Origin of the sequence: Stenotrophomonas sp. TWI700, from assembly GCF_039673645.1 — a bacterium.
GTDB lineage: Bacteria > Pseudomonadota > Gammaproteobacteria > Xanthomonadales > Xanthomonadaceae > Stenotrophomonas > Stenotrophomonas maltophilia_AA.
In genome coordinates, this window is the sequence record NZ_JBDJMB010000024.1 from 40958 (window position 1) to 62154 (window position 21197).

Below are 21197 nucleotides of genomic sequence, written 5' to 3' on the forward strand. Positions count from 1 at the left end.
GCTGTCGGCTTATTTCAAACGACGATCCAGCACGAAGTACACGACATTGCCCAGCCCGGTCGCACCGAGCAGCAGCGCGATCGCCCCGGGCGTGACCCGGTCGATGCCGAGGACATCCACCAGCCCGAAACCGAGCGCCAGGGCCAGCATCACGCAGCCCCAGTGCAGCGCGGCCAGCCGCCGCTTGGTGGTGTCGCCGGCCAGCAGTGAGCGCACCAGCTCTTCCGAGCCGCGGGCTTCGACGATCCGCCGCCGGGTGTGGCCGTCGACCACGCTCTTGATGGCATACACGATGCCGAGGATCAGGACGACGGGCAGAATCAGGTTGTAATCCATGGTGCGTACGTTCCGTTGAGGAGGGGCTTGTCCACTGAGATACGGCCGGGGCGGGATCGGTTGCACGGGCCCCGGTTGCAACCGATGGCGCACTCGACGTATCCCTATGGGACATGCGCGCGCCGCCCACCCCTGCCGACTGCCTCGACGCCGACCGTGCCCTGGTCGCCGCCATCCTGTCGCGGCAGCCCGGGGCGTTCGAGCAGCTGGTGCGCGAGTATCAAGGACTGTGCTGGCGCGTGGTCGACCGCATGGTCCGCCATCCGGACGACACCCGAGAGCTGTGCCAGGAAGCGTTCCTTCGCATCCATCAGACGCTGCATCAGTACCGCGGCGAGAGCGCACTGAAATCGTGGGTGGCGCAGGTCGCCTATTCGATCGCCAGGCGCCACCTGGAGCGGCGCCGCATTCCGCTGGTGGACAACAGCGTGACCGAAGACGGTGCCGCGTTGATCGACCAGATCGGCGACGGCCACGATCTGGAGGCGCACACCAGCGAGCAGGACATCAACGCCCATCTGCACGCCGCGATCGACGCGTTGCCGCCGCTGCAGCGCACCCTGCTCACGCTCTATCATCTGGAAGAGATCTCCATCGCCGAGATCGCCACCCTGACCGACCTGGCCGAAGGCACCATCAAGAGCCACCTGTTCCGCAGCCGCAAGCGACTACGCGAGCTGCTGGAATCCCGTATTGGAGTGCCCGCATGAGCACCGCAGACGAGCCCCGGATCGACCCCGAGGAGTGGCAGGCCCAGGAACGTGGCCTGCGCGCCGCCCTAAGCGGCCAGCGCGCCGGCCCGGACGACGTCGACTACCTGCGCATCGCCGAGGCGATCGCCTCCGCACCACAGCGCGGGCCGCCGATGCGCTTCGCCCGCGAGGTCGCCCTGCGCATCGCCCGCCATGACGCCGGCATCGAGCGCTGGGTGTCGCGGGTGCTGCTGGTCGTGCTGGCCATCGCTGCCCTGGCAGTGGGCACCCTGTTCGGCCCGGCATGGTGGAGCGCGATCGAGCAGGCCGCGGGCCGCGCGGCGACCGGGTGGGTGCTCGCTGGCGCCGGATGCGTGGCGGTATCGTGGCTGGCGGCCCGTTGGCGGACGACCGGCCGCGGGCACCCATGACTTACGGCGGATGCAGCCTATCTGAATAGGGCGGATAACCGAGGTATCGCCCAGGGGAAGCTGTCCGCATGCTTGAGATCCGCGCGCTGTCCAAGACCTACGCCAATGGTGTGCATGCCCTTGCGGGTGTGACGCTCGATATTCCCCGCGGCATGTTCGGCCTGCTCGGTCCCAACGGCGCCGGCAAGTCCTCGCTGATGCGGACGCTGGCCACGCTGCAGGAAGCGGACAGCGGCACGGCCACCCTGTCCATTCCCGGGGAGGCCAGCATCGACGTGCTGCGTGACAAGGATGCGGTGCGTCGGCGGTTGGGCTATCTGCCGCAGGACTTCGGGGTATATCCCAAGGTCAGCGCCCTGGACCTGCTCGACCATTTCGCGGTGCTCAAGGGACTCACGAACAAGGCCCAGCGCCGCGAAGTGGTGGAGGCCCTGCTGCAGCAGGTCAATCTGTGGGATGCGCGCAAACGCAAACTCGGCACCTACTCCGGCGGCATGCGCCAGCGCTTCGGCATCGCGCAGGCCCTGCTCGGCGATCCGCGCCTGGTGATCGTCGATGAGCCCACCGCCGGGCTCGACCCGGAAGAGCGCAACCGCTTCCTCAACCTGCTCGCGGCGATCGGCGAGAACGTAGCGGTGATCCTGTCCACGCACATCGTCGAGGATGTCACCGACCTGTGCCCCAGCATGGCTATCATGAACAAGGGACAGGTGCTGCTGACCGGCAAGCCCAGCGATGCGATCGACGCGCTGCAGCACCAGGTCTGGCGCAAGCAGGTGGACGTTGCCGAACTGCCCGACTACGAAGCCAACCATGTGGTGCTGTCCACGCGCCTGGTCGGTGGCCGGCCGGTGATCCACGTGCACAGCGCGACCGACCCCGGCGACGGCTTCGCCGTCGTTGCTCCCGATCTGGAAGACGTCGATTTCCCGCGACTGCGCCTGCAGTCGCGGGCCGCCTGACCGGAGCCCGCCCATGATCGCTGCCTTTTTCCGCTTCGAGCTGCGCGAGCAGCTCCGTTCCCCCCTGCTGTGGCTGCTGGCGGGCCTGTTCGCGCTGATGGCCTTCGGTGCCGCGTCGTCCGACGCGATACAGATCGGCGGCGGTGCCGGCAACGTGCACAGCAATGCGCCGACCGTGATCGCCTCGATGCTGGGCGTGTTCACCCTGCTCGGCATGCTGGTGTCCACGCTGTTCGTCAGCAATGCGCTGCTGCGCGATTTCGATCTCGGCACGGCCGAGCTGATCTTCGCCAGCCCGATCAAGCGCCGCGACTATCTGGCCGGCCGCATCGGCGCCGCCCTGGTCAGCGGACTGCTGGTGTACGTGATCATCGCGCTCGGCCTCGCGCTCGGGCCGTTCATGCCCTGGGTCGATCCAGCCCGCATGGGGCCGGTGTCGCTGTACAGCTACGTCTGGGCATTCGGGGTGATCGTGATCCCGAACCTGATCTTCACCACGGCCCTGCTGGCCTTGCTGGCGGCCACCACGCGCTCGATCCTGTGGGTCTACATCGGCGTGATCGGCTACTTCGTGCTGTACGGGGTCAGCGCGGCCCTGCTCAGCGACATCGACAACACCTGGATCGCCGTACTCAGCGAGCCGCTCGGCCTGCGCGCGCTGTCACGGACCATCCGCTACTGGTCAGTGGCCGAGCGCAACAGCGGGTTGCCTGCGCTGGCCGGGCAGCTGCTGGCCAACCGTGCGCTGTGGCTGGGCGTAGCCGCGCTCCTGTATGCCGCGACGTTTGCCCTGTTCCGCACCGAGCGCAGCGGCAGCGGCGGTCGTCGCTGGGGCCGCAAAGCCACCCCTGCGGCGGCCGCGCCATCACTGCGTCCGGCCCAGGTCGTTGTGCCTCGCGTGGTGCCCGGCCGTGGCGCCGCTACCGCCTGGGCGCAGTTCCTGCACCAGGTCCGCTTCGACACCCGCGGTGTGCTGCGCAGCGTGCCCTTCCTGGTGCTGCTGGTGCTGGGGCTGTGCAACTTCCTGCCCGGTGCGCTGTTCCGCCAGACCCTGTATGGCACGCCGATCTGGCCGGTCACCTCGGAGATGCTGACCGCCCTGCAGGGCGCCTTCAGCTGGCTGCTGATCATCATCGTGCTGTTCTTCGCCGGCGAGCTGGTCTGGAAAGAGCGCGCGGCGCGGATCAATGAAGTCACCGATGCGATGCCCGTCCCCAACTGGGTGCCGCTGCTGGCCAAGTTCGCCACGCTGGTGGCGGTGATCGCCTGCTTCCAGGCGATCGGCGCACTCGCCGCGATCGGGGTGCAGCTGGCCAAGGGCTATACGCAGATCGAGCCGCTGGTGTACCTCAAGACGCTGGCGCTGGACTCGGTGGTCTACCTGTTGATGGGCGGATTGGCGCTGGTCCTGCAGGTACTGACCAACAACAAATTCGTCGGCTACGCGCTGCTGATCTTGGTGATGATCGGCCAGGCCGTGCTGGGCATGCTCGATTACACCCAGAACCTCTACAACTTCGGCAGCTGGCCGATCGCCCCGTACTCGGACATGAACGGCTACGGCCACTTCCTACCGGGGCAGCTGGCCTTCCAGGGCTACTGGGCGCTGTTCCTGCTGGCGCTGCTGTGTGTTGCCTCGGCATTCTGGGTGCGTGGCGTCGGCACGAGTCTGCGCCAGCGCCTGGTGCTGGCCGGCCGTCGCCTGCGGGGGCCGGCCGGGCTTGGCGCCGCCGTGGCGATGCTGGGCTTCATCGCATTGGGTGGCTGGCTGTACTGGAGCACCAACATCCGCAATGCGTTCCTCTCGCCGGACCAGCAGCTGGACCTGCAGGCCCGTTACGAGCGCGAACTGTCGCGCTACCGCGACCTGCCGCAGCCGCGCATCGTCGCCGTGGACAACCGGATCGATCTGCATCCGGAAACGCAGTCGGTGGTGATCGATGCGTACTGGACCGTGCGCAACACCCACACCGCGCCCATCGCCCAGCTCCACGTGGCGATGAACGACGACCGGCAACTGACCGCGGTCGACCTCGGCGGCCAGACCTTGGCGATGCATGACGCCGACCTGGGCTACCGCATTTACCAGCTGGCCAGCCCGCTGCAGCCGGGCGAGGAGCGCCGCATCCACTTCCGCGTGAACCAGCACCCGACCGGCATCACCGCCGATCAGGCACCGACCAACCTGGTGGAGAACGGCAGCTTCTTCAACAGCAGCCTGCTGCCCTCCTTCGGCTACGACCAGGGCGTGCAGATCACCGACCGCAACGAACGCCGCAAGCGTGGCCTGGGCGAGCCGAGCCGCATGCCCAAGCTGGAAGACCAGGCCGCCCGCGCGAACAACTACGTGACCGACGATGCCGACTGGCTGGCATTCCGCAGCACGATCTGCACCGCACCGGACCAGATCGCGCTGGCGCCCGGCTACCTGCAGCACGAAGCCACCGTCAACGGCCGGCGCTGCTTCAGCTATGCCATGGACCGGCCGATGCTCAACTTCTATGCATACCTCTCGGCCCGCTGGGACGTGAAGCGCGCGGCATACAAGGGCATCCCGATCGAGGTGTACTACGATGCGCGCCATGGCTACAACGTAGACCGCATGATCGAAGCGGTGCAGAAGTCACTGGCCTACTACGAAGCCAACTTCACGCCCTACCAGCACCGCCAGGTGCGCATCATCGAGTTCCCGGGCTACGCGCGGTTCGCCCAGTCCTTCGCCAACACCATTCCCTACTCCGAAGGAATCGGCTTCATCGCCGACCTGCGCGACCGCGACAAGGTGGACTACGTGTTCTACGTGACCGCCCACGAAGTGGCGCACCAGTGGTGGGCACACCAGGTGATCGGCGCCAACGTGCAGGGCGCGACGATGCTCTCCGAATCGTTGTCGCAGTACTCGGCACTGATGGTGATGGAGAAGGAATACGGGCGGCAGCAGATGCGCCAGTTCCTCAAGACCGAACTGGATGGCTACCTGTCCGGACGCGGCAGCGAGGGCATCGAGGAGCTGCCGCTGGCGCGCGTGGAGAACCAGCAGTACATCCACTACGAGAAGGGCGCACTGGCGTTCTACCGCCTGCGCGAGGAGATCGGCGAGGCCGCGCTCAACCGCGCGCTCAAGCGCTTCCTGCAGGACAAGGGTTTCCAGCAGCCGCCCTACACCACCTCCACCGAACTGCTGGAGTACATCCGCGCCGAGACGCCGGCCGACCGCCAGCAGCTGGTGACCGACCTGTTCGAGACGATCAGCTTCTACGACAACCGGGTGCTGGCCGCGACCGCGCACAAGCGGGCCGATGGCAAGTACGACGTCACCCTGACGCTGCACGCCGAGAAGCGCTACGCCGACGGCGATGGCAAGGAGACCGCGGGCAGGATGGACGACTGGATCGAGATCGGCGTGTTCGCCAACGGCTCCTCGGGCAAGGAGCGCGATCAGAAGGTGCTGTACCTGCAGCGCCACCACGTCACCGCGGCCAACCCGTCGATCACCGTCACGGTGGAGGGAAAGCCGGACGAGGCGGGCTTCGATCCGTACAACAAGCTGATCGACCGGGTCTCCTCGGACAACCGGCGCAAGGTGACGCTGCAGTAGGACGCAGCGTCAGCGCGGGCCGTCGGCGAAGTCCTTGAGGATTTCGCCGACGCCCGACGGCGAGATCTCAAAGCCCAGCGAGGTACCCGGATTGATCACCACGCCGTAGCCGCCGGGAACGCGCTTGAGCACCTCCAGCATCAGCATGCGGATCGTGTGCGGGGCCTGCTGGCTGTGGAAACCGACGCGGCTCATATCGGTGAACACCGACACGTGCAGGACACCCTGCTTGTCGAACAGCAACGGATCGAAACCGCTGCCGTCCGGGGTCACCAGGCTGCCGGTGAGCAGCACCACCTCGGAGGCCACGAAGGCCTTCATGAACAGGCCGATCGGCAACTGACCGTCCATCGCGGTCTTGAGCAGGGTTTCGATCGGGGTCTGGGGGGCGGCGTCGTTCATGGAATGCAGGGATACGGGGGATCCCTCATTGTACCCGCGGGGTGACTGGGAGCCGGCCAGCGGCCGGCACTACCCTCGCGCGGGGGCGCCGATCAGGAACAGGTGGAAGGTGGCGTCCTCGTCGTCGAGGGCGACGAACGGCACCGCGAGCCGTGGCAGCGTCCGCAGCCAGTAGGCATGCGCGGTCACGTCGCCGCGGAACACCGCGAGCAGCCATTGCCCGTCGCCGGGGCGGACCAGTTCCTTGACCACATGCGCGGCCAGGCCTTGCCGCCGGTACGTGGGCAGCACGAAGAGGTCGGCCAGCTCGGGATAGTGGCGCCCTTCCCGCTCCACCTGATCCACCAGCACGAACCCGGCCAGCGCGTCGTCGACGAACAGCAACCGTGCCCACTGCGGGTCATCGCGCAGCGACGACTCGACATCGGTCCGGTCACAATCGAACAGGCCGTCCGGACGCACCGCTTCTCCGCTCCAGGCCGAGGCCTCGAAGTAGTAGAACTGCATCAGGTGGAACAGGCGCTCGGCATCGTCGGGCGTTGCGTGGTGCAGGAACAGGCGTGACATGGACAGCGGACCCGGAAGGACCGCACTGCGCGGTCGCGGACCCGATTGTAGTGCCCGGGCCACCGCAGTGCGGCGGGCCGGGCACACTCCGGCTACTTCGCCAGGCGCCTGGTGCGCGCACGCTGGTCGTCGACCGCCGCCTTCAACTGCTGCTGCAGCGCCGTCTGCTCGACCTGCGCGTCCAGCAAGAACACACGCACGCCGTGTGCGGGCACCTCGGCGGTCAGCGATCCCTTCACCGTCTGGCTGGCGCCGCCCAGCGCGTCGCGCCAGGTACCGGCCTGCAGGTAGCGGCGGACCTCGATGGAGCGCGCCGTATCACCCTTGTTGAGCAGCACCAGCGCGGTCTGCGCGGTATCGCCCTGCTGCAGCACGCGGAAGAACACCGCTTCATCGCCCTGCAGGCGCTCGTTGACCTGCAGGCCGCGCTGCAGGGCCGGCGTGGCCTCACGCAGTCTGGCGATGCGCTGCAGCGGCGCGAAGATCGGGCTCTTCGGCGCGTCGTTGACGCGCTCCTGCCCGAAGTAGGCGCGGTTGCCGGCGTGCTCGGCGCGGCTGCGCATGAAGCCGGTTTCCGAGCCGTAGTAGATCACCGGGATGCCGCGCGCCGTGAACAACCAGTTGTGCGCATCGATGAACCCGGCATCGCTGGCATCCAGCCGCGCCATGTCGTGGTTGTCGTAGAAACTCATCAGCTCGTACGGATTGGCATACGGACCGTCGAGCAGGTGCAGCGGCTCGGCCAGGGTTTCAAAGCCCTTCTGCTCTTTGCCGAACACCGACGACAATGCGCCGCGCAGCGGGAAATCCAGCACGCTGACGTTCGCGTTGGCCGGCCAGGTGTGCTCGGCGATCTTGCCCGCGTCGTAGTCGAATGCCTCGCCGAACATGAACATGCCGGGATGCTCGGCGCGGATGCGATTGACGAAGGCATGCCACCACGGGTGCGGCAGCCAGCCGATGGTGTCGATGCGCAACGCATCCACGCCCTGCGCGGTCCACTGCAGGTACGCGCCCACCAGGTAGTCCATCACCGCCGGATTGTGCTCGTTGAAGTCGGACAGCTGGGCGAGGTTGCCGTCGAAGATCGAGCCGTGCTTGCCGTCGACCGGGCCGATGCTGTTGTAGAAGGCATGCAGCGGGTTATGCGCCGGATCCAGCTGCTGCGGCGGCAGGTTCTGGTGATCGGCGATCAACCGGCCGTCCTTGTCGAAGATCTGGCCGAACTGCGGCTGCGCCACCGGCATCGTCCACGCGGGCGAACCATGGTTGCCGACGATATCCAGCACCACCTTCAGGTCGGCGGCGTGCAGGCCACGGGTGAAGGCGGCGAAGTCCAGGCCCTTGCTCGGCAGATGCTCGTCGAGCGTGTAGAAGTTGACGCCCCAGTAGCCGTGGTAGCCGGTCTTGCCGCGGTCGGTCAGCGTGCTGGTGCAGCTGATCGGCTTGCTGCCGGTGAAGGCCTGGTCCGGGTTGTCGATGATCGGGGTGATCCACACCGCACCGAAGCCGAGGTTGCGGATGTACGCGGCGTTGTCGAGCACGCCCTTGAAGTCACCGCCCAGGTAGCCGATGTTGCCGTCCACCTTGTCCGGGCACGGCACCGGGATATCGAACGTGGGATGCGCGCCGCCCTGGTCGCGGTGGTCGTTGGACGGATCGCCGTTGACGAAGCGGTCGGTCACCACGAAGTAGACCGCCTGGCTGGCGAAGGGCTCGCGCGTGCCGACATAGTCCGGGCGCTCGACGGCCAGGGCGGGGCTGGCCGACAGCGCGAACGACAGGGCCAGCGACAACGACGAATACCGGGACATCAGACACTCTCCTGTTGGGATGGCACGAGCAGCACGCACAGGCCGGCCAGCAGCAGGCTGCCGCCCCCGAGTGCGAGCACGTGCATCGGATCGCCACCCAGCCACGCGCGCAGCAGGAAGCCGAGCGCACTGGCCGCGACCAGCTGCGGGATCACGATGAAGAAATTGAACAGGCCCATGTAGATGCCCATCTTCGCCGCCGGCACGCTGTCGGACAGCAGCGCATACGGTAGCGACAGGATGGAGGCCCAGGCGAAGCCGACGCCGACCATCGACAGCAGCAGCCAATGCGGGTCGCGGATGAACAGCATCGAGATCAGGCCCAGTCCACCCAGCCACAGGTTGACCAGGTGGCTCCAGCGCAGGCCCAGTGCGCGCACCATCAGCGGGATCAGCAACGCCGCCAGCGCAGCGAACCCGTTGTAGGCACCGAACAGCACGCCCACCCAGTTGGCGCCTTCGTTGTAGGCGGCCGAGGCGGTATCGGTCGAGCCGAAATGGGTGCCGGCGACGGCGGCCGTGGTGTAGATCCACATCGCGAACAGCGCGAACCAGGAGAAGAACTGCACCCAGGCCAGGCGGCGCATGGTGCGTGGCATCGCACGCAGGTCGTCGACGATGGTCGTCAGCATGTGCGGCCCCGGCACACAGCGCGCGATGCCCAGCAGCACGCCATAGGCGATGCACAGGCCGGCCAGCACGTACAGCATGCGGTCGCCCTGCCGCGCCGCGATGGCTGCGGCCAGCACAATACCCACCGCCACCCAGCCGCCGATCTGCGCCCACGGGGGCGGTCCGGCCACGCGCGCACTCTGGTGCACCGCGGACGGCTCGGCGTCATCGAAGCGGGCCAGCTCGTCCGGCGAGTATTCCCGGGTGCTGACCACCGTCCAGGTGATCGCCGCGAGCAGCACCGCCGCGCCGAAGTAGAACGCGTAGCGCACGGTATCGGGCACCTGCCCCGCGGCCGCCGTGTTGGCGACGCCGAAGTGGGCCAGGATGAACGGCAGGAAGCTGGCGACGATCGCACCGATGCCGATGAAGAAGCTCTGCATGGCAAAGCCGGTCGGCCGCTGGCGCGGAGCAAGCTGATCGCCGACAAACGCGCGGAACGGCTCCATCGATACATTGATCGACGCATCCAGCACCCACAGCGTACCGGCCGCGATCCACAGCGTGGGCGAATTCGGCATCACCAGCAGGGCGAGCGTGGTCAGCACCGCACCGATCATGAAGAACGGACGGCGGCGGCCCCAGCGCGTCCAGGTGCGGTCGGACAGGTAGCCGATCACCGGCTGCACCAGCAGGCCGGTCAGCGGGGCGGCGATCCACAGCCCGGGCACCGCGTCCATCGGCGCGCCCAGCGTCTCGAAGATGCGGCTGGCATTGGCGTTCTGCAGCGCGAAGCCGAACTGGATGCCGAGGAAGCCGAAGCACATGTTCCAGATCTGCCAGAACGACAGGGTCGGTTTGGGTGTACGGCTCATCGGCGCGGCTCCAGCGACACGGCCACCGGCATCAGGGTCAGCGCGGACACGCGCGCCTGGTTGAGCACACCGTCCTTGCCCCCCTTGCCACCGTTGTACTGCGCGAAGTGGGTCAGCGCGCTCATGTTGAAGCCCTCCTCCAAGGCGATGCGGCAGCTACCCGCCGGTGCCTCGAACTCGACCGCGGTGGAATCCTGCTCGCCCACGCTGTGCGGCATCACCACCGGACGGCGCTGGTCGGGGTGTCCCTCGCACTGCAGCACCAAGGTCTTTACCGCCGCAGTGACGCCAGTGTTGATCGGGCCGTTCGGATTGTCATAGCGCAGGCGCGCACGCCAACGTCCGGCGCTCGGTGCGGTCCACTCCCAGTGCGTGGCACCGGCCAGCACCTGCTGCGGACCGACGCAGGTCATCGGGCTGTGCAGCGATTCCAGCGTTCCCTCACGGCGGGTCAGGCTCAGGCAATGGCTGGCCGCGTCCCGGGCAATCATGGCGATACCCCCTGTGGGCGACAGCGTCTGGCCGTCGCGCCACAGCACATGATCGGCGGGCACCGGGATCTGCCAGCCCGCCGTCGTTTCGCGCGGCACCGGGGCGGCGGGGGTGGCCGGGGCGAAGACCGCCGCCGGGCGGAGAATCGCCGGCGACGGCATCGCCGCACGACCCGCCAACGGGACCAACTGCACGGTGGTGGTGCTGCCGTCACGCTGGATGGCGCCCGCCACCAGCAGTTCGCCGGCGAGCTGCTTCGGCCGCACCAGAACGTAACGCTGTTTGCCGTCGTCCAGGCGGATGCGGTCACGGTCGCCGAACAACGTCGGCACCAGTGACACCGGCAGCTTCGGCGCGATGCGACCATCGTCTTCCACGCCGAACACACCTTCCAGCACCATCGAGAGGTAACCGGCCACCGACCACAACTGGCGCGGCGAATTGACCACTGGACCGCTGAGCACGCCTTCATCGACATGCACGGCCAGCGTGCGCATCTCGTAATTCTCCATGTTGGAGCCGGCCAGCGCGGTGCCGCGCATCAGCGACTCGATCTCCATGGCGATGCGCGGGGCATCATCCAACCGCCGCGCTGCCCGCAGCGAGTACGCACTGACGAAGGGCCAGATGCCGCGGTTGTGGTAGATGGGCTGCTGCGCTTCCTGCGGCCAGACGACCGGGCTGCCACCGGCCACGGCCGGGTAGTTCGCCAGCGCGCGCCGTGCGCGATCGGCCGGGAACACCTCGGCCAGCACGCCCAGCGACAGCGCGAGCAGGTCGTACTTGGCGTACGGCACCGGGTGCGCCGCCTCGCCGATGTAGCTCATGTACTGCCCGGCATCCTCGCGCCAGAAACGCGCGTCGATCTGGCGGGCCAGCGCATCCGCCCATTGGCCGTACGTGGCAGCGCGTGCATCGCCGTGCTGGCGGGCCAGCCGTTCGGCCAGGCGCAGCGCTTCGTAATGCAGCACGTTGGTGGACAGCGCGAAGGATTCGCCGATGAAGCGCACGTCCTCGCGGGTCCAGTCAGGATAGGTCTGCTCGCGCCAATCCAGGAACGAGGTTTCGCCGCGATACAGGCCGATCCGTGCATCGAACACCGCCTCGCGATCCTGCGCCAGGGTCGCCTGCAGCGCCTGCCAGACCTGGTCGGCGAATGCGGCGTCATCCAGCAGCCCACGTGCGGCCAGGAACCAGACCACGCGGTCGCTGCTGATCGGCCAGCTGCCACCGGAGCCGGTGTCCTGCGCCACGAACAGGCCCGGGGTATGTCCATCGCGCGCCGTGGACAGCTTGAACTGCAGCGACTGCCGCGTACGCACGGGATCCAGCCGCGACAGCGCCAGATCCGCGGCGAAGCTGACATCGCGCGTCCACACATAGGGCCAGCGCTCGCCGGTCTGGAAACACGCGCAGGGAACCGGCTTGCCGTGATTGAAGGCCGGGTCGCGGATCGCATCCACGCGGTCGTCGGCCATCTCCTGCTGGGCCAGCCCGAACAGCGCATCGAACAGTACGCTGGCGGTCTCGCTGCGCATCGGCTGCGCACTGACGCGCACCTCGCCCTGCGGCGCATGCAGACGATAGCCACCCGCAGCGGCGGTTTCGGCGCGCGCATGGCGGCCATCAAACTCCAGGTCCGCCGCGCCCGCGGTGGACCCCATCGCTGCCCCGAGGGCAGCGGTCAGGCAGATCATCTTCAGCATCGAAGTGGCGAACCGGCTCGCGCCCGTTGCCTCCCTCCCCTTTGCTCGCGTTGTAGGTCCACACCGCCTCGCGGCAATGCGCTCGCGGCCCCCTCCCAGGGTGCCTTGGCCCCATGGTAGACGGCGCACCGCAGGCTGCATCGACCTGCATACGTATTCATCGGCACGGCGGTCGGCAGGCGTGAGGGCGTCGCTATAGTCCCGGTGTGTTTTCGGCCGCCTTGGGAGGGGAAATGCCGTCACTGTCGTATCCAACGGACGGGCATTGCGCACGTCGTCGCCTGTCCCTGCTGGGCTGGATCCTCTGCGCGTTCAGCGCCACCGCGGTTGCCGAGCCGGTCACCGTGGCCAGCGTCGAGTCACCCGGCAAGGTGCTGCGCGTATCGCTGCAACTGGACGGCGGCACCCCCAGCTACCGGGTCGAACGCTTCGGCGAGGCCGTGGTGGACACCTCCAGGCTCGGCTTCCAGCTGCGTGATGGCCGACTGGACCGTGATCTTGCCATCGTCAGCCAGCAGTCGCGCAGCGTCGATGAGACCTGGGAGCAGCCGTGGGGCGAGCGCCGGCTGACCCGCAATCATTTCAACGAAGTGGTGGTGCAGCTGGCCGAGCGCAACGGCGCCAAGCGTCGCATCGATGTGGTGTTCCGGGTCTATGACGACGGCCTGGGCTTCCGCTATCACTTCCCGCAACAGCCGGGCATGCGCGAGGCGATCATCGACGATGAGCTGACCGAGTTCGCGATCGCCCCGGCCTCCACCGCCTGGTGGATTCCGGCCGGTGAACCGATTCACTACGAGTATCTCTACCAGCGCACGCCGCTGGACCAGGTGCCGCTCGCACACACGCCGATGACGCTGCGCAGCCATGATGGCCTGCATGTTTCCATCCATGAAGCCGCGCTGGTGGACTACGCCGGCATGTGGCTGCGCCGCACCGAGGGCCAGCGCCTGCGCGCGCAGCTGTCGCCCTCGGCCGAGGGCTGGAAAGTGCGACGGAGCCTGCCGTTCGATACCCCGTGGCGCACGCTGCAGATCAGCGACACCGCCGGCGGACTGGTCGAGTCCAGCCTGATCCTCAACCTCAACGAGCCCAACGTGCTGGGCGACGTCAGCTGGGTGAAGCCCTCCAAGTATCTGGGCGTGTGGTGGTCGATGCACCTGGACGAGGAAAGCTGGGCGACCGGCCCGCGACATGCCGCGACCACGGCGAAAACCAGGCGCGTGATCGATTACGCCGCCAGGCATGGCTTCCGCGGCGTGCTGGTGGAAGGCTGGAATCCGGGCTGGGACGGCGACTGGGTGGGCAATGGCTATGCGTTCGACTTCACCCGGCCCACGCCCGATTTCGACATCGAAGCGCTGTCCGCCTACGGCGCGAAGAAGGGCGTGCACCTGATCGGCCACCACGAAACGGGGTGTGCGATCGAGCACTACGAAGATCAGCTTGGCGCGGCGCTGGACCTGTATGCGCGGCTGGGCGTCGATTCGTTCAAGAGCGGCTACGTCTGCGATGACGGCCAGGTTGACCGCCGCAACCCCGCCGGTGGGCCGTTGTGGCGCGAGTGGCATGACGGCCAGTTCATGGCCCGCCACCATCTCAAGGTCGTGCAGGAGGCGGCCAGACGGCACATCGCGGTGAACCCGCACGAGCCGATCAAGGACACCGGCCTGCGCCGCACCTACCCGAACTGGATCAGCCGCGAAGGCGCGCGTGGCATGGAATACAACGCCTGGGGCCAGCCACCGAACCCGCCCGAGCACGAGGTCAATCTCGTCTTCACCCGGATGCTGTCCGGGCCGATGGACTACACCCCCGGCATCCTGAGCCTGAAGGGCCGAGGCGGCCAGGCGATTCCCAGCACGCTGGCCCGCCAGCTCGCCCTGTACGTGACGATCTACAGCCCGATCCAGATGGCGGCCGACCTGCCCGAGCATTACGAACAACACCGTGAGGCCTTCCGCTTCATCGAAGACGTGGCAGTGGACTGGGACGACACCCGCGTGCTCAACGGCGAGGTGGGCGACTACGTGACCATCGTGCGCAGGGAACGCCACAGCCGCGACTGGTTCCTGGGCAGCATCACCGACGAACACGGCCGTGTGTTGCCGGTGTCACTGGGCTTCCTGGAACCGGGCGTGCGTTACCGCGCGGAGATCTACCGCGATGGAGACGGCGCCGATTTCCGCAGCAACCCGTTCGCCTTCGTGCGCGAGACGCGCGAGGTCACCAGCGCCGATGCGCTGGTGATCACCCTGGCGCCGGGTGGCGGGCAGGCGATCCGCTTCACCCCGTTGTAAGTCGCTCAGTCAGCGCCGGGCGCGCGTGCGTCGGTGCGGCTGCGATAGCCACCTGTAATCGATTCCAATGCAGCCAACGTCATTGAATACGTATGCAGGGTGATCCCCGCAGCGAGCGCGCTGCCTACCATAGCCACGCAGTCAACGGCCACCGCGCCATGACGCTCCCGGGTCCTCCGGGCAACCAAAAAATCGATTGGCAACATTGCCTGGGAGGGGAAAATGTTGAACCGCAAGCGCAGCGCGCTGAGTCTCGCGCTGGCCGTCGCCCTGACGCCGTTGATGGCGTCGGCGCAGACCGCCGAATCCAGTACCACCACCGCACCGACCGGCGCCACGGCGACCAATCTGGACACCGTCCAGGTCACCGGCATCCGCCGTGGCATCGAGAACGCGATCGCGATCAAGCAGGACGCCACCTCGGTGGTCGAAGCGATCTCGGCCGAAGACATCGGCAAACTGCCCGACGTGAGCATCGCCGAATCGCTGGGCCGCCTGCCCGGCCTGGCGGCCCAGCGTGTCGCCGGCCGTGCCCAGGTGATCAGCGTGCGCGGCCTGTCCCCGGACTTCGCCACCACCCTGCTCAACGGGCGCGAAGTGGTCAGCACCGGTGACAACCGCAGCGTCGAGTTCGATCAGTACCCGTCGGAACTGGTCAACGGCGTGACCGTGTACAAGACCCCGGACGCGGCCCTGGTCGGCCAGGGCCTGTCCGGCACCATCGACATGCAGACCGTGCGTCCGCTGAGCTTTGCCGAGCGCGTGATCGCGATCAGCGGCCGCTACCAGAAGAGTTCGCTGGGCAAGGCCGCCAATGTCGACCCGTACGGCAACCGCTTCAGCGCCAGCTACATCGACCAGTTCCTCGACAACACGCTGGGCATCTCGATCGGCTACGCGCACAGCGACATGCCCATCCAGGAAAACCAGGTCGGCCTGTACGAACCCTGGACCACCGAGCAGACCGACCAGGGCAACCGCCCCGGCCTGGCCCCGGGCACCGTGTTCTCCGACGGCATCAAGGCCCTGCGCCGCACCGGCAACAACGAGCGCGACGGCGTGATGGCGACCGTGCAGTTCCGCCCGTCGAATGTATGGACCAGCACGCTGGATGCGTTCCATACCGAAGCCGAGCAGATCGATACCGCCAACCAGTTCGAGGTCAACCTCAGCAACTACAACGGCGGCTATACCCCCGGCCTGCTGATCACCAACCCGCAGATCAATGCCGATGGCACCTTCGCCGGCGGCGTGGCGACCGGCGTGTATCCGCTGGTGCGCGGCATGTACAACAAGCGCAAGGACAAGATCGACGCGTTCGGCTGGAACAACGAGTTCAACTTCGAGCGGGTCAAGGTCGTCGCCGACGTGAACTACTCCAAGGCCACGCGCAACGAACTGAATCTGGAGAACAACCTGCAGCTCACCCCGATGCCGCAGCTGGATTCGGTCGGCGTGGTGGTCAAGCCGGACGGGTTCTCGCAGATCAGCCCGGGCCTGGACTACGCCAACCCGGACGCGCTGTTCCTGACCAACACCATCTACGGCTCCGGCTACGGCAAGGTGCCGATGGTCGAAGACCGCCTGAAGGGTGCCCGCCTGCAGGCCACCTTCGCGATGCCGGATTCGCTGCCCTGGTTCTCCGACGTGGACGTGGGCGTGAACTATGCCGACCGCCGCAAGGACAAGACCCAGGCCGAGGGCAACATCCTGCTCGGCGACCAGGGCGATGCCAACATCGCCGGTGACCTGCAGTACGCACCGGTCAACCTGGGCTTCGCCGGCATCGGCTACATCCCCGCCTGGAACGTCCCGGCCGCCGTGGACCGCTACATGGTCTTCAATCCGGTCACCAACCTGGACTACCTGATTCCCAAGGCGTGGACGGTGCAGGAAAAGACCAGCACCGCCTGGATCCGCGCCAACATCAACACCGATCTGGGCGAGGTCGGCCTGCGCGGCAACATCGGCGTGCAGATGGTGCGCACCGACCAGAGTTCGCAGTCCAACTACTTCGATCGTTCGCGCCCCGATGGCCAGAACATCCTGCCGATCGATGACGGCAAGACCTACACCGATTGGCTGCCCAGCTTGAACCTGGCCTTCATGTTCCCGCACCAGCAGACGCTGCGCTTCGCCGTGGCCAAGCAGGTCGCACGCCCGCGCGTGGACCAGATGCGCGCCGGCCTGGAGTTCGGCGTGGACACCGCCACCGGCAAGCCGGGCGGCAGCGGCGGCAACCCGCTGCTGGATCCGTGGCGCGCCAACGCGATCGACCTGTCGTACGAGAAGTACTTCGGCGAGAAGGCCTACGTGGCCGCCGCGGTGTTCTTCAAGGACCTGAAGTCCTACGTCTACACGCAGTCGCGCGATGACTACGATTTCAGCGACCTGCTGGCCAGCTACGTGTCGCCGCCGGGCATGATCGTGCCGCTGCTGCCGACCGGCACCTTCTCGGCCCCGCAGAACGGCCAGGGTGGCAAGCTGAAGGGCCTGGAGCTGACCGCCTCGTTCCCGCTGGAGATGCTGACCGACAGCCTGCGTGGTTTCGGCGTGCAGGCCAGCGCGACCTTCAACGACAGTGACATCAAGATCCTGGACCCGGAAAGCGCGTCCAGCGTGGGCAGCGAGCCGATCAGCCTGCCGGGCCTGTCCGAGCGCGTGTACAACTTCACGGCCTACTACGAGCGCAGTGGGTTCGAGGCACGCGTGAGCCAGCGTCGTCGTTCGGACTTCATCGGTGAGATCGGCAATTTCAACGGCAACCGGACGCTGCGTTATGTGGTCGGTGAGAACGTGACCGACGCGCAGGTCAGCTACACCTTCGCCGACAGCAGCAGCCTGCATGGGCTGACGCTGTTGCTGCAGGGAAGCAACCTGACCAACGAGCCGTACCGCACGTACGCCGGGACGAAGGACCGCCCGCTGGAATACGCGGAATGGGGCCGTACCTACATGCTGGGCGTGAACTACAAGTTCTGATTGGGCCTGCATCAGCGGCTTGGTGCAATATCGAGAACCCAAGGAACCCGCTGCGTGTGCAGCGGGTTTTTTGTTGGCTGTTCTCTCGGTGTAGAAGCCGTAGTGCGGGTGCAGAAGCAGCAGCGCTGGCCTTCCGTGGGCTGGTCGCGGGTGTGGGGGTTCGCGGGACGCGCCGTAAACCCATCCATGGGGGCTCGTGAGCCGCATCCATGCGGCACAACGGTCCCGCCAACCCCCACACCCCCGCCCTTCGACAGTTGGCCGGTGGCCATTGCAAGGCAGAAACGTATCGGCCAATGCGCGAGCGAGCCCCGCTTTTCCCTTGCGCACCAGCACATTGTCAAAGGGCGGGCACGGGTGGGTTGGCGGGACCATGAGCGCCATGGATATTGACGTACTCCAACGCACAAGCGCAAAACAAAAAAAAGGGCGAGGCACTCGGCCCCGCCCTCTCAATACCACCGGAAATCAAATCAGCCGCGTCGCGCGCAATACATCGACTGCGCCGGCAACACCAGCTCGCCATCCACCGCCTCGCCCACATCCGGCCCCGGCACATGCATCGCCTGCCACGCCCCCACCGGCAGCGACACCCGAACGCGCTCAGCCGACAGATTGAACGCCAACAGCAACGTCTCCTCGCCGTGCACCCGCTCGAACATCAACACCGGCTCGGCCGAATCCAGGAAACGGATGTCCCCCAACAACAAGGTCGGCATCGTCCGCCGCCACGCCAGGAACTGACGGAACGCACTCAACACCGACTGCGGATCATGTTCCTGCGTCGCCACCGACGCAGCCTGATGCTCCGCCGGAATCGGCAACCACGGCTCACCGGTCGTGAACCCCGCCTTCGGCGCATCGAGCCACGGCATCGGCGTGCGGCAGCCATCGCGGCCCTTGAAGTTCGGCCAGAAGGTGATGCCATACGGATCCTGCAGCGCCTCGAACGGCACATCCGCCTCGCCCAGCCCCAGCTCCTCGCCCTGGTACAGGCAGATCGAACCGCGCAGGGAGCAGAGCATCGCCACCAGCATCCGCGCCAGCCGCGGTTGGGCCGGATGACCGCCCCAGCGCGTCACCGCGCGCTCCACGTCGTGGTTGGAGATCGCCCAGCACGGCCAGCCTTCGGTCATCGTCGCTTCCAGCCGCGACACGGTGTCGCGGATGTAACCGGCGCTGAAGTCCTTCACCAGCAGCTCGAAGCTGTAGCCCATGTGCAGGCGGCCCGGCGCGGTGTACTCGGCCGTGGTCGCCAGCGAGTCTTCCGCGGAAATCTCGCCCAGGCTGACCGATCCCGGGTACTCATCCAGCAGCACGCGCAGCCGCTCGATGAAGCCGATGTTCTCCGGCTGCGTGTTGTTGTAGTAGTGGTACTGGTAAGCGTACGGGTTGTCCGCGCTGAAGCCACGGCCCAAGCGCTTCTCCAGCGGCTTGGCCGGGTTGTCGCGCAACTGGGCGTTGTGGAAGCAGAAATTGATGGAATCCAGCCGGAAGCCGTCCACCCCACGGTCCAGCCAGAACCGCACGTACTCCAGCGTGGCCTGCTGCACCGCCGGGTTGTGGAAGTTCAGGTCGGGCTGGTCGGCCAGGAAGTTGTGCAGGAAATACTGCTCGCGGCGCGGCTCCCACTGCCAGGCCACGCCACCGAAGATCGACATCCAGTTGTTGGGCGGGGTGCCGTCCTCGCGCGGATCGGCCCAAACGTACCAGTCCGCCTTGGGATTGGTGCGGTCCTGCCGGCTCTCCTGGAACCAGGCGTGGTCGATCGAGGTATGGCTGAACACCTGGTCGATCATCACCTTCAGGCCCCGCGCATGCGCCTCGGCCAGCAGCCGGTCGAAATCGGCCAGCGTGCCGAACATCGGGTCGACGTCGCGGTGGTCGGCGATGTCGTAGCCGAAGTCCGCCATCGGCGATTTGAAGAACGGCGAGACCCAGATCGCGTCGACGCCCAGGGCGGCGACATAGTCCAGGCGCTCGATGATGCCGGGCAGGTCGCCCACGCCATCGCCGTCGGCATCCAGGAAACTGCGCGGGTAGATCTGATAGATGACGGCACCGCGCCACCATGGAGACTGCGACATTGGGGCCCCCCTTCGGGCTTCCACGGCACCCGCGAGGGGGGCCAGAAACGAACCCGACAAGCTTAGCGGCGCGCCTCCAGCGGTGGGGTCGCATGCATACGTATTCACGCCGGGCGGGGCACCTCCGGACGCATCTCCCCCCCCGTGATGCGGCCGCCCGTCCCGCGCGGGACGACGTGGCAGCGTCCCGGATCGGCACCGTTCCGTCCCGTCTGCCCACGGCCGTCCCCGTCGAACCAGCGCCCCGCCACGTCTTCGCGGGCGGAATACGACGGCACCGCCTATAATTCCACCCAAGCCTGAAAGTCAGACCGCATGACCATCACCGAAGACACCCGCCCCGCGCTGGGCCTGCCCCAGATCCAGACGCTCGCCGCGCCCGACATGGACGCCGTCGATGCGCTGATTCGTCGCCGACTGTCCTCGGATGTCGTGCTGATCAACCAGATCGCCGACCACATCATCTCGGCAGGCGGCAAGCGCCTGCGGCCGATGCTGGTGATGCTGGCTGGCCACGCGGTCGGCCAGGCCGGACCCGAACACCACCAGCTGGCGGCGATCATCGAGTTCATCCACACCTCGACCCTGCTGCACGACGACGTGGTGGACGAATCCAGCCTGCGGCGCGGCCGCAGCACCGCCAATGCGCTGTGGGGCAACGCCCCGAGCGTGCTGGTCGGCGATTTCCTTTACTCGCGCAGCTTCCAGCTGATGGTCGAGCTGGACCGCATGCCGGTCATGCGCATCCTGGCCGACACCACCAACCGGATCGCCGAGGGTGAGGTGCTTCAGCTGCTGCACGTCCACAACCCGGATACCGACGAGGCCGCCTACCTGCGCGTGATCGAGCGCAAGACCGCGGTGCTGTTCGCCGCGGGCACCCGTCTGGGCGCCCTGGCCAGTGGCGTCGATGAGGCCACCCAGCAGGCGCTGTACGACTACGGCATGCACCTGGGCTACGCCTTCCAGATCGCCGACGACGTGCTGGACTACTCGGCCAATGCCGATGAGCTGGGCAAGAACCTGGGCGACGACCTCGCCGAGGGCAAGGCCACCCTGCCGCTGATCCACGCGATGGCGCACTCGGATGCGACCACCCGCGAGCGCCTGCGCGAGATCGTGCAGAACGGCGATGCGACGGCGATGCCGGAAGTGCTGGCCGCCATCCACGCCACCGGCGGGCTGGACTACAGCCGCGCCCGTGCCGAGGAATACGCCGACGCCGCCGAGCGTGCGCTCGACGGCCTGGCCGACAACGATGCGGTCGCCGCCCTGCGCGGGCTGGCCCGTTACGCGGTGCAGCGCTCGCATTGATTGGAAGCGTGCCGACCAACGGTCGGC

The 21197-nt window shown here is 67.2% G+C and carries 14 protein-coding genes; 7 read left to right on the plus strand and 7 right to left on the minus strand.

What is annotated here, in order from left to right; all coding sequences use genetic code 11:
• Positions 1-9: 9 nt before the first annotated feature.
• A complete protein-coding gene (locus ABE473_RS15260; RefSeq protein ID WP_176990115.1) occupies positions 10-336 on the minus strand; it encodes a hypothetical protein in 327 nt (108 codons plus the stop codon).
• Positions 337-449: 113 nt separating this feature from the next.
• On the opposite strand from ABE473_RS15260, the gene ABE473_RS15265 reads away from it, so the two are divergent.
• From ABE473_RS15265 to ABE473_RS15280, 4 genes are all read left to right on the plus strand, one after another.
• Entirely contained in the window at positions 450-1046 is a 597-nt protein-coding gene (locus tag ABE473_RS15265) for a sigma-70 family RNA polymerase sigma factor (protein WP_179459550.1), read from the plus strand.
• Positions 1043-1459, plus strand: coding sequence for a hypothetical protein (locus ABE473_RS15270; RefSeq protein WP_346490081.1), 417 nt, complete (start codon positions 1043-1045; stop codon positions 1457-1459). Before ABE473_RS15265 ends, ABE473_RS15270 begins: the two co-directional genes overlap by 4 nt.
• A 68-nt stretch (positions 1460-1527) precedes the next feature.
• On the plus strand, positions 1528-2421 hold the full coding sequence (locus tag ABE473_RS15275; RefSeq protein WP_346490082.1) for an ABC transporter ATP-binding protein: 894 nt from the start codon (positions 1528-1530) through the stop codon (positions 2419-2421).
• 13 nt (positions 2422-2434) lie between these two features.
• A complete protein-coding gene (locus ABE473_RS15280; protein WP_346490083.1) occupies positions 2435-6019 on the plus strand; it encodes a M1 family aminopeptidase in 3585 nt (1194 codons plus the stop codon).
• A 9-nt stretch (positions 6020-6028) separates the two neighbouring features.
• Here ABE473_RS15280 and ABE473_RS15285 read toward each other — a convergent pair whose 3' ends face one another.
• From ABE473_RS15285 to ABE473_RS15305, 5 genes are all read right to left on the minus strand, one after another.
• Complete coding sequence (locus tag ABE473_RS15285; RefSeq protein WP_121043258.1) at positions 6029-6421, minus strand: SseB family protein; 393 nt, start codon at positions 6419-6421, stop codon at positions 6029-6031.
• Positions 6422-6490: 69 nt separating this feature from the next.
• On the minus strand, positions 6491-6988 hold the full coding sequence (locus ABE473_RS15290) for a GNAT family N-acetyltransferase (protein WP_346490085.1): 498 nt from the start codon (positions 6986-6988) through the stop codon (positions 6491-6493).
• Between the two features lie 92 nt (positions 6989-7080).
• Positions 7081-8802, minus strand: coding sequence for an alpha-amylase family glycosyl hydrolase (locus ABE473_RS15295; protein ID WP_346490086.1), 1722 nt, complete (start codon positions 8800-8802; stop codon positions 7081-7083).
• Complete coding sequence (locus ABE473_RS15300; protein WP_346490087.1) at positions 8802-10289, minus strand: MFS transporter; 1488 nt, start codon at positions 10287-10289, stop codon at positions 8802-8804. The genes ABE473_RS15295 and ABE473_RS15300 overlap by 1 nt, the downstream gene beginning before the upstream one ends.
• Positions 10286-12487, minus strand: a complete 2202-nt coding sequence (locus ABE473_RS15305; protein ID WP_346490088.1) for a Six-hairpin glycosidase-like protein — start codon at positions 12485-12487, stop codon at positions 10286-10288. Before ABE473_RS15305 ends, ABE473_RS15300 begins: the two co-directional genes overlap by 4 nt.
• Before the next feature lie 233 nt (positions 12488-12720).
• Here ABE473_RS15305 and ABE473_RS15310 point away from each other — a divergent pair, with 233 nt between their 5' ends.
• Positions 12721-14787: a glycoside hydrolase family 97 protein gene (locus tag ABE473_RS15310; protein WP_346490089.1), complete on the plus strand. Its 2067-nt coding sequence runs from the start codon at positions 12721-12723 to the stop codon at positions 14785-14787.
• Positions 14788-15009: 222 nt separating this feature from the next.
• Positions 15010-17769, plus strand: a complete 2760-nt coding sequence (locus ABE473_RS15315; RefSeq protein ID WP_346490090.1) for a TonB-dependent receptor — start codon at positions 15010-15012, stop codon at positions 17767-17769.
• A gap of 473 nt (positions 17770-18242) precedes the next feature.
• Here ABE473_RS15315 and ABE473_RS15320 read toward each other — a convergent pair whose 3' ends face one another.
• Complete coding sequence (locus tag ABE473_RS15320; RefSeq protein WP_346490091.1) at positions 18243-19856, minus strand: alpha-glucosidase family protein; 1614 nt, start codon at positions 19854-19856, stop codon at positions 18243-18245.
• Between the two features lie 315 nt (positions 19857-20171).
• Between ABE473_RS15320 and ABE473_RS15325 the strand changes: the two genes are divergently transcribed.
• Complete coding sequence (locus ABE473_RS15325) at positions 20172-21170, plus strand: polyprenyl synthetase family protein (protein WP_176990793.1); 999 nt, start codon at positions 20172-20174, stop codon at positions 21168-21170.
• Positions 21171-21197: the final 27 nt, after the last annotated feature.

Coding starts and splice junctions, on each gene's coding strand:
- ABE473_RS15260 (WP_176990115.1), bottom strand. CDS start 336: ATGGATTACAACCTGATTCTGCCCGTCGTCCTGATCCTCGGCATCGTG.
- ABE473_RS15265 (WP_179459550.1), top strand. CDS start 450: ATGCGCGCGCCGCCCACCCCTGCCGACTGCCTCGACGCCGACCGTGCC.
- ABE473_RS15270 (WP_346490081.1), top strand. CDS start 1,043: ATGAGCACCGCAGACGAGCCCCGGATCGACCCCGAGGAGTGGCAGGCC.
- ABE473_RS15275 (WP_346490082.1), top strand. CDS start 1,528: ATGCTTGAGATCCGCGCGCTGTCCAAGACCTACGCCAATGGTGTGCAT.
- ABE473_RS15280 (WP_346490083.1), top strand. CDS start 2,435: ATGATCGCTGCCTTTTTCCGCTTCGAGCTGCGCGAGCAGCTCCGTTCC.
- ABE473_RS15285 (WP_121043258.1), bottom strand. CDS start 6,421: ATGAACGACGCCGCCCCCCAGACCCCGATCGAAACCCTGCTCAAGACC.
- ABE473_RS15290 (WP_346490085.1), bottom strand. CDS start 6,988: ATGTCACGCCTGTTCCTGCACCACGCAACGCCCGACGATGCCGAGCGC.
- ABE473_RS15295 (WP_346490086.1), bottom strand. CDS start 8,802: ATGTCCCGGTATTCGTCGTTGTCGCTGGCCCTGTCGTTCGCGCTGTCG.
- ABE473_RS15300 (WP_346490087.1), bottom strand. CDS start 10,289: ATGAGCCGTACACCCAAACCGACCCTGTCGTTCTGGCAGATCTGGAAC.
- ABE473_RS15305 (WP_346490088.1), bottom strand. CDS start 12,487: ATGCTGAAGATGATCTGCCTGACCGCTGCCCTCGGGGCAGCGATGGGG.
- ABE473_RS15310 (WP_346490089.1), top strand. CDS start 12,721: ATGCCGTCACTGTCGTATCCAACGGACGGGCATTGCGCACGTCGTCGC.
- ABE473_RS15315 (WP_346490090.1), top strand. CDS start 15,010: ATGTTGAACCGCAAGCGCAGCGCGCTGAGTCTCGCGCTGGCCGTCGCC.
- ABE473_RS15320 (WP_346490091.1), bottom strand. CDS start 19,856: ATGTCGCAGTCTCCATGGTGGCGCGGTGCCGTCATCTATCAGATCTAC.
- ABE473_RS15325 (WP_176990793.1), top strand. CDS start 20,172: ATGACCATCACCGAAGACACCCGCCCCGCGCTGGGCCTGCCCCAGATC.